Genomic DNA, 14701 nt, shown 5'->3' on the forward strand with positions numbered 1-14701 from the left:
TGCGCTTTTTGCGCAACAAAAAGCCGTGCACGATGCATAAAAAGCGTCGTGGCACAGCAGAATTCCGTCGTCTCTGAACCTGTGCGGCTACAGCTCGGCGATAATGCCGCAGCCCCTACTCAGGGCGACCTACCAGACCTGACCTGGCCGCTGTGTCCAGGCGGGTTTTGTCGGTTGCTCTGCCATTGAAACCGCAGAGGTAGACATGTCCTTGCAAGCACCCTCCTATATCCAGCACCAGAAACTTATCGCCTGGGTGGCCGAAGTCGCCGCCCTTACCAAGCCGGCCGCCATTCACTGGGTGGACGGCTCCGAAGCGGAAAACCGCCAGCTGCTGGCACAGATGGTCGCCGCCGGCACGCTCAAGCAGCTGAATCCGGAAAAGCGCCCCAATTCCTACGCCGCCTTCTCCGACCCGTCCGACGTGGCCCGGGTGGAAGACCGCACCTTCGTGTGCAGCGAAAAGCGCGAGGATGCCGGCCCGAACAACAACTGGCAGGCGCCGGCCGAGATGCGTGGCACGCTGAACGGCCTGTTCGACGGCTGCATGGCCGGCCGCACCATGTACGTGATTCCGTTCAGCATGGGCCCGCTGGGCAGCCCGATCGCCCACATCGGCATCGAGATCACCGACTCGCCGTACGTGGTGGCGTCGATGCGCATCATGACCCGCATGGGCCGCAATGTGTACGAAGTGCTGGGTAGCGACGGCGATTTCGTGCCCTGCGTGCATTCCGTGGGCGCACCGTTGGCCGCAGGCCAGGCTGACAAGCCATGGCCGTGCAACCCGGACACCAAGTACATCGTGCACTTCCCGGAAAGCCGCGAGATCTGGTCTTACGGCTCCGGCTACGGCGGCAACGCGCTGCTGGGCAAGAAGTGCTTCGCGCTGCGCATCGCTTCCACCATGGGCCGCGATCAGGGCTGGCTGGCCGAGCACATGCTGATCCTGGGTGTGGAAAACCCCAAGGGCGAGAAATCCTACGTGGCTGCCGCCTTCCCCAGTGCCTGCGGCAAGACCAACTTCGCCATGCTGATCCCGCCCAAGACTTACGACGGCTGGAAAGTCACTACCGTGGGCGACGATATTGCCTGGATCAAGCCGGGTCAGGATGGCCGCCTGTACGCCATCAACCCGGAAAACGGCTACTTCGGCGTGGCGCCGGGCACCTCGGAGAAATCCAACCCCAACGCCATGGCCATGCTGCGCGAGAACGTGATCTTCACCAACGTGGCGCTGACCGATGACGGCGACGTGTGGTGGGAAGGCATGAGCAAGCAGGCGCCGGCGCACCTGATCGACTGGCAGGGCAAGGACTGGACCCCGGAAATCGGCAAGGAGACCGGCCGCAAGGCGGCACACCCGAATGCGCGCTTTACCGTGTCCGCCACGCAGTGTCCGTCGCTGGATGCCGCCTGGAACGACCCGGCCGGCGTGCCGATCTCGGCCTTCATCTTCGGCGGCCGCCGCTCCAGCACCGTGCCGCTGGTGTTCGAAGCCGCCAGCTGGGAAGAAGGCGTGTACCTGGCAGCCACCATGGGTTCGGAAACCACCGCCGCCGCCTTTGGCGCGCAGGGTGTTACCCGCCGCGACCCGTTCGCCATGTTGCCGTTCTGCGGCTACCACATGGGCGACTACTTCAACCACTGGCTGCAGATGGCCGGCCAGCTGCAGCAGCTGCCGCGCATCTTCTGCGTGAACTGGTTCCGCACCGACAAGGACGGCAACTTCCTGTGGCCGGGCTTCGGCGACAATATGCGCGTGCTGGAGTGGATGGTTGGCCGCGTGCAGGGCCAGGCCGAGGCGCAGCGCAATGCGCTGGGCTGGGTGCCGGAGTACAGCCACCTGAACTGGGCCGGGCTGGACGCCTTCAGCGCCGAGCACTTCGCGCAGCTGATGGCGCTGGACCCGCAAGCCTGGCAGCAGGAACTGGCCGCGCATGACGACTGGTTCGCCAAGCTGGCCGACCGTCTGCCGCCGCAGCTGGCAGCGCATCGCAGCAAGCTGGCCGCCGCGCTGGCCGGTTAAGCCGGGCGGCAAGGCCGCTGTTGTCAGCCCAAAAGCCCCTGCGCTCTGCGCCGGGGCTTTTGCTTATCTGCGGCCAGCATGGTGAAGTGTCATATTTCTGTAACCACCGCTTTCTATCCTTGCCATAATTGCCATCGGAGGATAAAGCGCAATGCCAGCCAATATTTTGCTCGTGGAAGACGAGCCGGCGATCCAGGAACTGATCGCCTTCAACCTGGTTCAGGCCGGGCACCATGTACTGCGAGCCAGCACCGCCGAGGTGGCGCTGACCCTGGTCAAGAACGCCCTGCCGGATTTGGTGCTGCTGGACTGGATGCTGCCGGGTGCCTCCGGCGTGGAAATCGCTCGCAAGCTGCGCGCCGACGAGCGTACCCGCCAGATTCCCATCATCATGCTTACCGCCCGTTCCGACGAGCAGGACAAGGTGCAGGGCCTGGAGGCCGGCGCTGACGATTACATCACCAAGCCGTTTTCGCCGCGCGAGCTGCTGGCGCGCATCAAGGCGGTGCTGCGCCGCCGCGCGCCGCAGATGACCGACGACGCGGTAGAGGTGAAGGGCCTGCGCCTGGACCCGGTTACCCACCGTGTGCAGGGCAACGGTGACACCATCGACCTCGGTCCCACCGAATTCCGCCTGCTGCATTTCTTCATGACCCACGCCGAGCGCGTGCACTCGCGCACCCAGCTGCTGGACCAGGTGTGGGGCGACCACGTGTTCGTGGAAGAGCGCACCGTGGACGTGCATATCCGCCGCCTGCGCAGCGCGCTGGAGCCCACCGGCCACGACGCGCTGATCCAGACCGTGCGCGGTACCGGCTACCGTTTCTCGGCGCAGGGGTAAGTCTTGGCCGAATTTCTCATTCTGCGGCTGGTGGCGCTGGCTGTCATCGCCGCTGTCTCCCTGATGTGCGGCCTGATCTGGGGGCTGCTGCCAGGCGTAGCCTTGATGCTGTGCCTGCTGGTGCTGTGGCTGGGCTTTCATCTCTACCACCTGGCGCAGCTGTTGCGCTGGCTGGAGCGCCCAGCGCCGCGTCGCGTGCCGGATGGTTTCGGCCCGTGGAACACCGTGTTCATGGCGCTGTACCGCCAGGCGCGGCGGCAGAAGCAGAGCAAGCGCCGGCTGGCCATCGTGCTGGACCGCTTCATCAACGCCAGCGAGGCGATGCCGGACGGCGTGGTGGTGCTGGACGAGTACGACCGCATCGAGTGGATCAACCCGATGGCGGTGGAGCACCTGGGGCTGGACCGCCGCCGCGATATCGGCAGCCAGATCCTGAACCTGGTGCGTGAGCCGGAATTCCACGAGTACATGGCCGAGCAGCGCTACAGCCAGCCGTTGATCCTGCGTAACAGCGTCAGCGGCCAGGAGCTGGTGCTGTCCGTGCAGCTGGTGCCATTCGACATCAAGCGCAAGCTGCTGCTGACGCGCGACATCACCCAGCTGGAGCGGGTGCAGACCGTGCACCGCGACTTTGTGGCCAACGTGTCGCACGAGCTGCGTACGCCGCTCACCGTGGTAGGCGGCTTTCTGGAAACGCTGTCGGACATGGAGCAAGTGGATGCCGCCACGCTGCAGCACTTCCTGCCGATGATGCTGGAACAGTCGCGGCGCATGCAGGGCCTGGTGGAAGACCTGCTCACCCTGTCGCGTATCGAGAACAGCCCGCTGCAAGCGGTGCAGGAGCCGGTGGACATGGAGGCCTTGCTCGATACGCTGCAGGTGGAGGCCGAGGGCCTGTCGCAGGGGCGGCACCACATCGAACTGCAGCGCGACAGCAGTCGCAAGCTGCTGGGCAACCAGCAGGAGCTGCACTCGGCATTCGGCAACCTGGTGTCCAATGCGGTGCGCTATACGCCGGAAGGCGGCAGCATCACCTTGCGCTGGCGCGAGCTGGACGATGGCCGCATGGCGTTCTCGGTGGCGGATACCGGCATCGGCATTCCGGCCGAGCACCTGCCGCGCCTTACCGAGCGTTTCTACCGCGTGGATCGCGGCCGCTCGCGCAGCAGCGGCGGCACCGGCCTCGGCCTGGCCATCGTCAAGCATGTGTTGATGCGGCATCACGCCAGGCTGGAGATTCGCAGCGAGCCGGACAAGGGCAGCGAGTTCAGCGTAGTGTTCAGCCCCGAGCAGGTAGCTTGAGGGCATCTCGAAAAATTCCTGCTTTCGTCGCGATACTGCGTTGCTCACGAAAAACTTCTCCTTACATATCAAACATATGCTGCGTCGAAATTTTTCGTTCGCGCCTTGTCTCGCTTAGAAATCCGGGTTTTTCGAGGCGCCCTTGAGTTACAGTAAAAAGGTTGGCCGCGGCCAACCTTTTTTATTTTGAAAGGATCGCCATGCTGCATCACATCGTGCTGTTCCGCTTTCACGACCATATCGACGCCGACACTATCGCCATGGTGCATGCCGAATTTGCCGCGCTGGTGGCGGCCACCGGCCTGATCCGCGACTTCCGCCACGGTCCGGATTGCAGCCCGGAAGGGCTGGCGCAGGGCTTTACCCACGGCTGGCTGCTGCAGTTTGCCGGCAGCGCCGAGCGTGATGCCTACCTGGTGCACCCGGCGCACCAGCAATTCGTCGCCATGGTGCAGCCCTTGCTGGCGGCGGCGCTGGTATTCGATTTTATCGACCCGGCCAGCACGCTGTAGTGGCTTTGCTTCAGCGCAGCATCGGGTTAGGATGGCCTGACGCCATTCCCTGTTGCCGGCGTGTCCACATGCCCTGTTTTCCAGCCATTTTCGAGTAGCACACATGAATCGACTGCAAGCCATCCGCCCGTTCGGCCAGCGCATCTGGCTGGACAACCTGTCCCGTGAACTGCTGGCCTCCGGCGAGCTCGCCCGCCTGCTGCAGGAAGACGGCATCGCCGGCGTTACTTCCAACCCGGCGATCTTCCACAAGGCCATCAGCACCGACCCGCGCTACCGCGAAGAACTGGCGCAGCTGAAAACCAATGCCTCTCTCAGCGCCGAGCAGCGCTACGAGACGCTGGTGATTGCCGACATCCAGGCTGCCTGTGATCTGAACCTGCCGCAGTACCGCGCTACCGCTGGCGACGACGGCTATGTATCGCTGGAAGTGTCGCCGGCACTGTCGCGCGACGAGGCCGGCACCCTGGCCGCCGCGCGCCGGCTGTGGGCGGCGATCGATCGTCCCAACGCCATGATCAAGATCCCGGCCACTGCCGAGGGCATCGCCGCCTTCCGCCAGCTCACCGCCGAGGGCGTCAACGTCAATATCACCCTGCTGTTCTCTTTGCGCCAGGTAGAGGCGGTGTGGGATGCCTACATCGCTGGCCTGGCCGCGCGCCACGCCGCCGGCCAGCCGCTGGGCCACGTCAAGGCGGTGGCCAGCTTCTTCCTGTCGCGGGTGGACAGCCTGCTGGACGAACAATTACCGGGCGAGCTGCAGGGCAAGGTGGCGGTGGCGCTGTCGCGCGTGGCCTACCAGCGCTACCTGGAGCGCTTCCACGGCGCAGAATTCGCCGCGCTGAAAGCCGCCGGTGCCCGTGCGCAGTTCCTGTTGTGGGCCTCCACCGGCACCAAGAACAAGGCCTACTCCGACGTGCTGTACGTGGAAAGCCTGATCGGCGACGAAACCGTGAACACCGTGCCGGATGCCACCCTTGCGCTGTTCCGCGACCATGGCAACGCCGCCGCCACCCTGACGCAGGACGTGGCTGCGGCGCAGGCAACGTTGGCCGCAGCGGCTGCTGCCGGTGTGGATTTCGATGCGGTGGGCGAGAAGCTGCAGCAGGATGGCCTGGTACTGTTCGAGAAAGCGTTTGCCGAGCTGCTGCTACTGACTGCTTGAGGCGGCGGTTGAGGTAATGAACAAGGGCTCCCTGCAGGAGCCCTTGTGGTTTGCGGGTGGCAGCCTGCTAGTACACCACCTGGCTAGTACACCACCTGGTTGCGGCCCTGATCCTTGGCGCGGTATAGGGCATTGTCGGCCCGTTCCAGTGCGGCCTCGAAATCCTGATCGCTGCTGCTGAACTCACTCAGCCCGATGCTGATGGTGGCTGTGGCGCCGGCAATGCCAAGCGCGGCAAACGCCTGTTGCGCCTGTTCGCGCAGGCGCTGGGCAATGGCGTGTGCCTGCTGCAGCCTGGTCTGCGGCAGCAGCGCCACGAATTCGTCGCCGCCGTAGCGGGCCGGTAGGTCGGCCTGCCGCAGCTCCGCGCGGCATACGCTTGCCAGGGTGGTAATCACCCGATCGCCTACCAGGTGGCCGTGTACATCGTTGATCTGCTTCAGGTGGTCGATATCGAACGCCAGGATCGTTGCCGGCGTGCCATAGCGGCAGAACAGTTCGAACTGCTGCTGTAGCGCCTGCATCAGCTTGCGGCGATTGGCCAGCCCGGTCAGCGGGTCGGTTTCGCTTTGCGCGCGCAGCTGGGCTTCCAGTGCGTGGCGCGGGGTGATATTACTGGCTACCCACAGCACTGCGTCTTCGCCGGCCACCGGGAACGGTAGCGCCTGCACGCGGCCTTCAAACCAGATCGGCTGTTCCGGCCCGCCGGCCGGCAGGCCTTTCACATCGGCGCCGGACAGGGTGTACTCGACAATGTGCAGACCGCCGCTGGCCAGGGCGGTGGCAATCTCGCCCAGGAACCAGTTCGCTTTTTCCGCATTAATCACATCGCCTATCTTCAGCCCCACCAGGCTGCTGCCATCGTGGTAGTAGCGCTGGTCGGCGCCGCCGAATACCGAGGCATAGCGGCCGCTGCGGGTCAGGATGAACACCGGGTCGGGCAGTGCCGCCAGGATGGCGGCAAGCTGGTCGTTGGAGAGCGGGGATTGCGTCATGGCCTTGCTTCATGCGGACAGGAGACGCAGTCGACTGCGCGGTCGCAGTACAACTGCCCTGCCTTTACCGTAGCACGCCAGACGCGGATCGGCAGTGTTATCGAAACCTGTTGGCGTGGCCGCTTATTTGCCGCCACGCCGTGCCGCCATGCGCTGGCCGGCGGTGCGCAGCTCCTGCTCGCTGATCAGCGCGCCGGCAGTGGGGAACAGCCAGGCTTCCTCGCGGGCGGCGTGCTCGCGGTACAGGCGGGTGAACTCGTGGATCTCGCCGGCATTCAGCGTGCCCAGGGTGCCGGCGGCGTAGGCGTTCAGGTCGTCGCGGATGGCGTTCCAGCGGGCGTGCAGATAGCCGTGCTCGCCCAGCAGCTGTTCGATCTTGGGGGCGGCCTCCGGCTGGCGCGCCATGATCAGCGGAAACAGCTCGTCTTCTTCGTCCTGGTGATGCGCCGGGCCGGCCACCTCGAAATAGCGCACGATGCCGGTGATGGTGTTGCCAACCGCCGGGCTGTTGCCGTTGGCCGCAATGTAGGCCGGCAGCGCATCCAGCTGCTGGCAGAAGTGGCGTACCTTGTCGTGACAGGCGTGCAGCATTTCCAGCGGGGCATCGAACGACGGCGCGGCGGCGGACAGCGAATCAAGCTTGAGCATGGCAGTCTCCTGCGATTAAGGGTTGGCCGCAGTATCGCGCGGCCATGGTTGCTGGCGTATGACGCCGCTCAATTTCTGCCGTATGCCGCAGTGCCGACTGTTGCGGTAAAGTGCGCCTTTGCCCGTGAGACGGATTGCCGCGATGACCGTTCCCTTCCATGTCTGCCCGCTGCCGCGCGATGCGGCCAACCTGGACGCCGCGCTGGCGCTGCATGATGCCGCCCACGCGCTGGAAGTGGCCTGGCTGCAGGGCTACCCGCTGCCCCGGCTGTGGCAGGGTGTGGCGGACATTGCCGCCGAGTCGCGACAGCTGCTGGCAGCGTATGACGAGGCCGGTGTGCTGTGCGGTCTGCTGCTGGCCAGCACGCAGCCGGATGGCGCTATCGATATCGAGCGCACGCTGGTGTCGCCGCAGCGGCTGGGCGAAGGCTGGGCCGGGCGCCTGCTCACCGCTGCGCTGGCGCCGGTGGCGCAGGCCACGGTAATGACAGCTGCGGCCAACCGGGCGGCGCTGCGCTGCTACCGCAAGGCCGGCTTCAGCGTGGAGCGTGAATTTGCCGCACCGGATGGCTTGCCGCTAGTGGCGCTGGCCTGGCAGCGCGACGATAGCCCATTGCCGCTGCAGCTGGATGCCGATGGCTGGGTGCTGGAGGCGCAAAAACTGCCGTCGCCCAATTGCGATGACTATGCGGAACCGTGCGCTACCCCGCTGCTGGTGATCCACAACATCAGCCTGCCGCCCTACCAGTACGGCGGGCCGGGCGTGCCGCAGCTGTTCAGCAATAGTCTGGACCCGCAGGAACACCCGTATTACGCCGCCATCGCCGGCCTGCGGGTGTCCTGCCATTTCTTCATCCGCCGCGATGGCAGCCTGCTGCAGTTCGTACCCACCACGCGCCGCGCCTGGCATGCCGGGGTATCGCAGTGGCGCGGCCGCGAGCGCTGCAATGATTTCTCGCTGGGTATCGAGCTGGAAGGCTGCGATTTCGAACCGTTCAGCCATGCGCAGTACCGCACGCTGGCGGCGCTGGCGGCCTTGCTGCAGCGTGACTGTGGCGTGACGGCCATTACCGGCCACGAGCACATCGCCCCGGGACGCAAGACCGATCCCGGCCCGTATTTCGACTGGGCGCGGCTGTCGGCCAGCCTCGGTCGGCACTTGCCGGAGAACTGAGCCGGTAGCGGCAAAAAGCAAGGGCAAGTCATGCGGCTTGCCCTTGTTGCTTATGGCCAACCCTGCGGCCAGCCTTGCGCCCTTACAGCTCTACCTGCGCGCCCATTTCCACCACGCGGTTGGAGGGAATCTGGAAGAAGTCGGTGGCGCGCAGCGCGTTCTTGCTCATCCACACGAACAGCTTCTCGCGCCACGGCGCCATGCCCTCGCGGTCGGTCTGGATCAGCGTTTCGCGCGACAGGAAGAACGAGGTATCCATCAGCTCGAAATGCAGTTCCTGCTGCTCGCACAGCTCCAGGATTTCCTGCACGTTCGGCGTTTCTTTGAAACCGTAGGACGCCAGCACCCGCCAGAAGCTGTTGGACAACCGTTCGATGCGTACCCGCTGCGCCTGCTCGACATACGGCACTTCCTCGCTGCGTATCGTCATCAGCACCACGCGCTCGTGCAGCACCTTGTTGTGCTTCAGGTTATGCAGCAGCGCATGTGGCACGCCATCGGTGGTACTGGTGAGGAATACCGCGGTGCCCTGCACCCGGTCTGGCGAATAGGTTTCCATGTTCTCGATGAAACCATCCAGCGGAATGGCCATCTCGTTCAGGCGTTGCATCAGCAGCTTGCGGCCCTGTTTCCAGGTGCTCATCAGCATGAAAGCGGCAATGCCGATCAGCAGCGGCAGCCAGCCACCGGCCAGAATCTTCACCACGTTGGCCGCAAACAGCGGCACGTCGATGGTAAGCAGTGCCGCCAGGAGCGGCGCCACCAGCCAGGCCGGCCAGTGCCAGCCACGCAGCGCCACGGTGCAGGCCAGAATCGAGGTAATCACCATGGTGCCGGTAACGGCAATGCCATAGGCACCAGCCAGCGCGCTGGAATTCTGGAACATCACCACCACCGCCACCACCGCCACCAGCAGGCCCCAGTTGATCAGCGGGATATAGATCTGGCCGATTTCATGATCGGAAGTGTGGGTGATCTCCATGCGTGGCAGAAAGCCCAGCTGCACTGCCTGACGCGTCAGCGAGAACACGCCGGAAATTACCGCCTGCGAGGCGATGACGGTGGCGCAGGTGGACAGGATCACCATCGGCAGCAGTGCCCATTGTGGTGCCAGGTGGAAGAACGGGTTGGCGCGTGCCTCCGGGCTGGCCAGAATCTCCGCGCCCTGGCCAAAGTAATTCAGCAGCAGCGCCGGCAGTACGAAACTGAACCACGCCAGGCGGATCGGCTTGGCGCCAAAGTGGCCCATGTCGGCATACAGTGCCTCGGCGCCAGTCAGCGCCAGCACTACCGAACCCAGCGCCAGGAAGCCTACCGCCTGGTGGTGCAGCAGGAATTGCAGCCCCCAGGCCGGATTGAGCGCCGCCAGTACCGCCGTATTACCAGCAATGCCATGCAGTCCCAGCGCGGCCAGCGCGGCGAACCACAGCATCATCACCGGGCCGAACAGCTTGCCCACGCTGGCGGTGCCATGTTTCTGGATCAGGAACAGGCCCACCAGCACGGTGATGGCGATCGGCAGCACGTAAGGTTTGAAGGCCGGGGTAATCACCTCCAGACCTTCCACCGCCGACAGCACCGAGATGGCCGGTGTGATCACCACCTCGCCATAGAAGAAGCCGCCGCCCATCAGGCCCAGCGCTCCCAGCAGCCAGGCCTTGGGGCCAACGTAGCGGCGCGCCAGCGCCATCAGGGTGAGGATGCCGCCTTCGCCGCGGTTATCTGCGCGCAATACAAAGGCCAGATACTTCAGCGATACCACCAGCAGCAGACCCCAGACGATCAGCGACAGGATGCCCAGCACATTGGCCTCGTTCACCTCCAGGCCCAGGTGCGGGCTGAAGCACTCCTTCAGCGTGTACAGCGGGCTGGTGCCGATGTCGCCATAGACCACGCCCATGGCTGCCAGGGTAATGCCGGCAAGGGCTTGCTTGTTTGTTGACTGCATGATTTTTGTATATTGAGTCGTGTCCGGCGGCACAGTGAATGTTGCGCCGCAATATTGTTGCCACAGGTGAGCGCGCAGCGTACTCCGCGGCAAGGCAAACTGCCATGGCTTAGTGCGCTTTGTCTGCTGTTTTATGCATATGAAGTAGACGGTTTGCCACAATCGTGAACATGGCCGTGCCGCCGCTTATGATTCGGCAAGAATTTCTACCGAAATTGAGATTTTTCAATAAAAAATATTCGCAACTGTGGCGATTTGATTATGCTGACGGCCTGAACCTATTGCAGAGAGTTTTTCCACGTGCGCGCCTTGCTTCTACTAGGCAGCATGCTGCTGTCCGCCCTAGCCAGCGCCAGCCCCATGCTGCTGCTTACCCAGCAACAGGCTCCGTATTCCGTGCAAATGGCGGATGGTAGCCAGCAGGGCCTGGCCCTGCAGACCATACGTTGCGCCTTGCAGCGCAGCGGGCAGACGGCGGTGATCCGCTTCGTGTCCTGGTCACGGGCACAGCGGCTGGTGGAGAGTGGCGAGGCCGATGGTTATTTCCCGGCCTCACGCAACCCGCAGCGCGATGAGCGTGCGCTGTGGATCGGCCCGGCGGCACAGCAGCAATGGCGCTGGTATCTGCGCCGCGACAGCCGGCTGGATCCGGCGGCGCCGGAGTTCATCCAGCAGGCGAAGGTTGGCGCCTATGCCGGCTCCAATATGCACCAGTGGCTGCTGGATCACGGCTACCACATCAGCGTCAGCCCGCCCGGGCATGACCAGATGCTGGACGTGCTGCTGGCCGGGCGCGCCGATGCGGTGTTGGCGGCCAACCTGGCGATGGAAGCGCTGATCACGTCGCGTGGCGCGGAAAACCGCGTGCGTTCGGTGCTGCTGCAGGACAAACCGCTGGGGCTGTACCTGGCGCGCCATTTCCTGGTACAGCAGCCACAGCTGGCCGAGCAACTGCAGCAGCAGATGCAGCGTTGCTACCAGCTGCCGCGCTGAATTGTCGTCAGCTGGCGTCAGCAGGCATCATTGGTTCTTCCATTGCTGCCGGTAGCTTTCCATGCATTTTCGCCATGACCAACTGGAACCAGATCAAGCCTATCGCTTGCTGACCTCTCTGATAACGCCACGCCCTATTGCCTGGATCAGCACCTCCGGCCCGGATGGCGCTACTAACCTGGCGCCATACTCCTTTTTTACCGTGGCCAGCCTGGCGCCGCCGGTGCTGCTGGTCAGCCAGGTTAACCCGTGCCATGGCGGCGACAAGGACACCTTGCGCAACCTTGCGGCCAACGGTGAGTGCGTGGTGAACATGGTCAGCCACGATCTGGCTGGCGCAATGAACGCCAGCTGCGCCCCATTACCCTACGGCAGCAGCGAGTTTGCCGCTGCCGGCCTGGCCGCGTGCAGCAGCCAGTGGGTGGCCGCGCCCGGGGTGGCGGCGGCCAGCGCACGCATCGAATGCCGGCTGCGCGATATCCAGCGCATCGGTGATGGCCCGATGGGCGGCAGCCTGCTGCTGCTGGATGTGGTAGGCATCAGCGTGGCCGACGCGTTGCTGCAAGACGGGGTGGTGGATGCTGCATTGCTGGACACCATAGGCAAGCTGGGGGGCGATGGCTATTGCAGTACGCGGCAGCAATTTGACATGGCGCGACCGCGGTAAATGGCTGTAATCAACGGCAGACAATACGAAATGACGGAAATCGCTGCGGGGAATAAATCGCCCGACATTTAATGGTTTTTTAGAATCTGGCTTGGCTGTTTTCTATAGATTCTGGGCGATATTTTTCACCAGAAATACGATGTCCCATGCCAAGCATTACCCCCTTTCATCGCCAAGGGCTGTTAGTTGTTGCCATGACATTGGGTGCTGTTGCCCAGGTTCAGGCAGCAAGTCCAGATGCAGTAAGAGCGGATCAGGAATTTATCCGCCAGCAACAGCGCGAGCGCGCCTTGCGCCAACAGCAAGAGACGGCTGCTGATATCCGCCCGGAGCCTGCTCAGCAGCAACAACTTGCAGATTCATTACCGGATAGTGAGTCACCTTGCTTTGTGATTCAGCGGGTGCAGCTGCAAGGCGAACTTGCGCCTTCGTTTGCATGGTTACTGCCGGCAAGTGAGCATGGCGGGGAGGCAGTCGTGGGCCGCTGCCTGGGCACGCAAGGTATCAACGTGTTGCTCAACCGCATGCAAAATGCGTTGATTGCCAAGGGCTATGTCACTACTCGGGTACTGGTGCCCCCACAAAACCTCGCCAGCGGCACGCTTAACATCGCCGTGCTGCCGGGCCGCATACATGCCATTCACCTGGCTGATGGCACCTCGGGGCGTGCCACGCTGCGAAATGCTATCCCCGCCAAGCCTGGCGATACGCTCAACCTGCGGGATATCGAACAAGGCCTGGAAAACCTCAAACGTGTACCTACGGTAGATGCCGACATCAAGATCGCACCAGCTGTCGGTAGCGATGCCCAGCCAGGAGATAGCGACCTGGTGGTGCAATGGCAGCAAGCGTTTCCGTTGCGATTGAGTGTTGCGCTGGATGACAGCGGCAGCCGGGCGACAGGCCGCTACCAAGCCGGGGTGACGGTTTCCTACGACAACTGGTGGACGCTCAACGACCTGTTCTACCTCAGTGCCAATCGCAGCGTCTTGATACCGGATGGCCCCAGCAAGGGCACCGAAGGTTATACCGCACACTACGAATTTCCCATGGGTTATTGGTTGCTTGGCGCTAGCGCCAGCCAATCCCGTTATCACCAGACAGCATCAGGGCGTAACCAGAGCATCGTCTACAGCGGCGACAGCAGCAATGGCGAACTGAAGCTTTCCCGAGTGCTGTACCGCGACGCGCAGCGCAAGACGGGCGGCTATCTGCTCGGCTGGGTGCGAGAGTCCCGCAACTATATCGACGATACCGAGGTGCAGGTGCAGCACCGCCGCATGGCGGGTTGGGAGGCCGGTATCACTCACCGCGAGTACCTGGGCAGCGGGTCGCTGGATGTACACCTGGGTTACCGCCAGGGTACCGGGGCGCTGGCAGCGCTGGCTGCTCCTGAGCAGGCATTTGGGGGGGGGGACCTCTCGTTTGCGGATGATCACGGCGGATGCTCAGTTCGCCCAGCCTTTCCGCCTGTGGGGAGGTAATTGGCGGGTAATGACCAGCTGGCGCGCGCAATGGAACCGGACGCCGCTAGTACCGCAAGATCGTTTTGCCATCGGTGGCCGCTATACCGTGCGGGGTTTTGATGGGGAAAGCAGTCTGATCGCCGAACGTGGCTGGCTGTGGCGCAACGAACTTGGCCTGGCCTTGGGTCAGAGCGGTCAAGAGCTCTACCTGGGGCTGGACCATGGGGAAATTGGCGGCGCTTCCCGTGACATGCAGCTAGGGACCCGACTCACTGGCGCGGTGGTCGGCCTGCATGGCGGCTACCGTGGCCTGAGCTATGACTTGTTCGCCGGCGTCCCCGTCAAAAAACCGGACGGCTTCCATACGTCTGGCGTCACCACCGGCTTCCAGGCCAGCTGGACATGGTGAGCCGGATGATTGGCCAACAAGTACTCGCACCGGCTCTGCAAGGTGGGACATACAGCGAGGCTACCGTGCTGGGCGCTGTGGTCTGGCTGTGGATGCATTCGGCTTCTCACCGTCGTACGCCGCTGATGGATCTGCAGCGCCTGTTGCTGCCCGCCATCAAGAGCGGGCAATTCATTCTGGTTACCCACGCTGACAAACCGGTGTTCTACCTGTCCTGGGCACAGTTCAGCCCCGCCGCTGAAGCACGTTACCTGCAACTGCATCCGTCACAGCTGCCTGAGACCGACTGGCAAAGCGGAGATCGCATGTGGGTGCTGGACTGGGTTGCGCCATTTGGCCACAGCAATGGCATGCGCAGACTGGTGCAGCAACTGTTTGCCACCCGCTGTTGGCGCGGCTTGTACCACAAGGGAAATCAGCGGGGGCTGCAGGTAAAAGCCTTCAGCGGCTTGGCGGTACTGCCGGTAGAAGCCCGAGCCTGGCAGGCGGCAAATCCAGTTTGCTGGCCAGCAGATAACACGCAGCAGACTCAACGAAACAACAAGGTGTAAG

General features: G+C 63.5%; 14 protein-coding genes and 1 pseudogene. 12 read left to right on the plus strand and 3 right to left on the minus strand.

From position 1 onward, the window contains the following. The first annotated feature begins 205 nt into the window (after positions 1-205). The 5 genes from ACFOKJ_RS15275 to tal all read left to right on the plus strand — a co-directional run bounded on the left by ACFOKJ_RS15275 (position 206) and on the right by tal (position 5849). Positions 206-2029 (plus strand): phosphoenolpyruvate carboxykinase (GTP), encoded by a 1824-nt coding sequence (locus ACFOKJ_RS15275; protein WP_390281161.1) that lies wholly within the window; start codon positions 206-208, stop codon positions 2027-2029. Between the two features lie 151 nt (positions 2030-2180). Further along, positions 2181-2870 (plus strand): phosphate regulon transcriptional regulator PhoB, encoded by a 690-nt coding sequence (phoB, locus tag ACFOKJ_RS15280; protein ID WP_390281163.1) that lies wholly within the window; start codon positions 2181-2183, stop codon positions 2868-2870. 3 nt (positions 2871-2873) lie between these two features. Next, positions 2874-4172 carry a phosphate regulon sensor histidine kinase PhoR gene (gene phoR / locus ACFOKJ_RS15285; protein WP_390281164.1) on the plus strand — a complete coding sequence of 433 codons (1299 nt, stop codon included), beginning with the start codon at positions 2874-2876 and terminating at the stop codon, positions 4170-4172. A 200-nt stretch (positions 4173-4372) separates the two neighbouring features. Continuing rightward, a complete protein-coding gene (locus tag ACFOKJ_RS15290; protein WP_390281166.1) occupies positions 4373-4684 on the plus strand; it encodes a Dabb family protein in 312 nt (103 codons plus the stop codon). 103 nt (positions 4685-4787) lie between these two features. Continuing rightward, entirely contained in the window at positions 4788-5849 is a 1062-nt protein-coding gene (gene tal, locus ACFOKJ_RS15295) for a transaldolase (protein ID WP_390281168.1), read from the plus strand. Positions 5850-5932: 83 nt separating this feature from the next. Here the strand turns inward: tal and ACFOKJ_RS15300 are convergent, their stop codons facing one another. Beyond that, entirely contained in the window at positions 5933-6844 is a 912-nt protein-coding gene (locus tag ACFOKJ_RS15300) for a GGDEF domain-containing protein (RefSeq protein ID WP_390281170.1), read from the minus strand. 123 nt (positions 6845-6967) lie between these two features. Further along, positions 6968-7492, minus strand: coding sequence for a hemerythrin domain-containing protein (locus tag ACFOKJ_RS15305; protein WP_390281172.1), 525 nt, complete (start codon positions 7490-7492; stop codon positions 6968-6970). A gap of 142 nt (positions 7493-7634) precedes the next feature. Between ACFOKJ_RS15305 and ACFOKJ_RS15310 the strand changes: the two are divergent. Beyond that, positions 7635-8018: pseudogene (locus ACFOKJ_RS15310) on the plus strand (GNAT family N-acetyltransferase); the annotation flags it as partial. Positions 8019-8111: 93 nt separating this feature from the next. Next, entirely contained in the window at positions 8112-8666 is a 555-nt protein-coding gene (ampD, locus tag ACFOKJ_RS15315; protein WP_390281316.1) for a 1,6-anhydro-N-acetylmuramyl-L-alanine amidase AmpD, read from the plus strand. 82 nt (positions 8667-8748) lie between these two features. On the opposite strand, the gene kup is transcribed toward ampD, so the two are convergent. Then, the gene (gene kup, locus ACFOKJ_RS15320) at positions 8749-10614 is read right to left on the minus strand and encodes a low affinity potassium transporter Kup (protein WP_390281175.1); all 1866 of its coding nucleotides are present in this window, start codon (positions 10612-10614) and stop codon (positions 8749-8751) included. Between the two features lie 300 nt (positions 10615-10914). On the opposite strand from kup, the gene ACFOKJ_RS15325 reads away from it, so the two are divergent. The 5 genes from ACFOKJ_RS15325 (at position 10915) to ACFOKJ_RS15345 (ending at position 14700) form a co-directional block, all read left to right on the plus strand. Beyond that, positions 10915-11607 carry a substrate-binding periplasmic protein gene (locus ACFOKJ_RS15325; protein ID WP_390281177.1) on the plus strand — a complete coding sequence of 231 codons (693 nt, stop codon included), beginning with the start codon at positions 10915-10917 and terminating at the stop codon, positions 11605-11607. A gap of 106 nt (positions 11608-11713) precedes the next feature. Continuing rightward, entirely contained in the window at positions 11714-12274 is a 561-nt protein-coding gene (locus ACFOKJ_RS15330) for a flavin reductase family protein (protein WP_390281179.1), read from the plus strand. A 146-nt stretch (positions 12275-12420) separates the two neighbouring features. Continuing rightward, positions 12421-13758 (plus strand): ShlB/FhaC/HecB family hemolysin secretion/activation protein, encoded by a 1338-nt coding sequence (locus ACFOKJ_RS15335; RefSeq protein ID WP_390281181.1) that lies wholly within the window; start codon positions 12421-12423, stop codon positions 13756-13758. After that, complete coding sequence (locus ACFOKJ_RS15340) at positions 13706-14149, plus strand: ShlB/FhaC/HecB family hemolysin secretion/activation protein (RefSeq protein WP_390281318.1); 444 nt, start codon at positions 13706-13708, stop codon at positions 14147-14149. The genes ACFOKJ_RS15335 and ACFOKJ_RS15340 overlap by 53 nt, the downstream gene beginning before the upstream one ends. A gap of 5 nt (positions 14150-14154) precedes the next feature. Continuing rightward, positions 14155-14700, plus strand: a complete 546-nt coding sequence (locus ACFOKJ_RS15345) for a toxin-activating lysine-acyltransferase (RefSeq protein WP_390281183.1) — start codon at positions 14155-14157, stop codon at positions 14698-14700. Position 14701: the final 1 nt, after the last annotated feature.

Origin of the sequence: Vogesella amnigena (genome assembly GCF_042648905.1) — a bacterium.
Taxonomy (GTDB): Bacteria; Pseudomonadota; Gammaproteobacteria; order Burkholderiales; family Chromobacteriaceae; genus Vogesella; species Vogesella amnigena.

Coding starts and splice junctions, on each gene's coding strand:
- ACFOKJ_RS15275 (WP_390281161.1), top strand. CDS start 206: ATGTCCTTGCAAGCACCCTCCTATATCCAGCACCAGAAACTTATCGCC.
- phoB (WP_390281163.1), top strand. CDS start 2,181: ATGCCAGCCAATATTTTGCTCGTGGAAGACGAGCCGGCGATCCAGGAA.
- ACFOKJ_RS15290 (WP_390281166.1), top strand. CDS start 4,373: ATGCTGCATCACATCGTGCTGTTCCGCTTTCACGACCATATCGACGCC.
- tal (WP_390281168.1), top strand. CDS start 4,788: ATGAATCGACTGCAAGCCATCCGCCCGTTCGGCCAGCGCATCTGGCTG.
- ACFOKJ_RS15300 (WP_390281170.1), bottom strand. CDS start 6,844: ATGACGCAATCCCCGCTCTCCAACGACCAGCTTGCCGCCATCCTGGCG.
- ACFOKJ_RS15305 (WP_390281172.1), bottom strand. CDS start 7,492: ATGCTCAAGCTTGATTCGCTGTCCGCCGCCGCGCCGTCGTTCGATGCC.
- kup (WP_390281175.1), bottom strand. CDS start 10,614: ATGCAGTCAACAAACAAGCAAGCCCTTGCCGGCATTACCCTGGCAGCC.
- ACFOKJ_RS15335 (WP_390281181.1), top strand. CDS start 12,421: ATGCCAAGCATTACCCCCTTTCATCGCCAAGGGCTGTTAGTTGTTGCC.
- ACFOKJ_RS15340 (WP_390281318.1), top strand. CDS start 13,706: ATGATCACGGCGGATGCTCAGTTCGCCCAGCCTTTCCGCCTGTGGGGA.
- ACFOKJ_RS15345 (WP_390281183.1), top strand. CDS start 14,155: ATGATTGGCCAACAAGTACTCGCACCGGCTCTGCAAGGTGGGACATAC.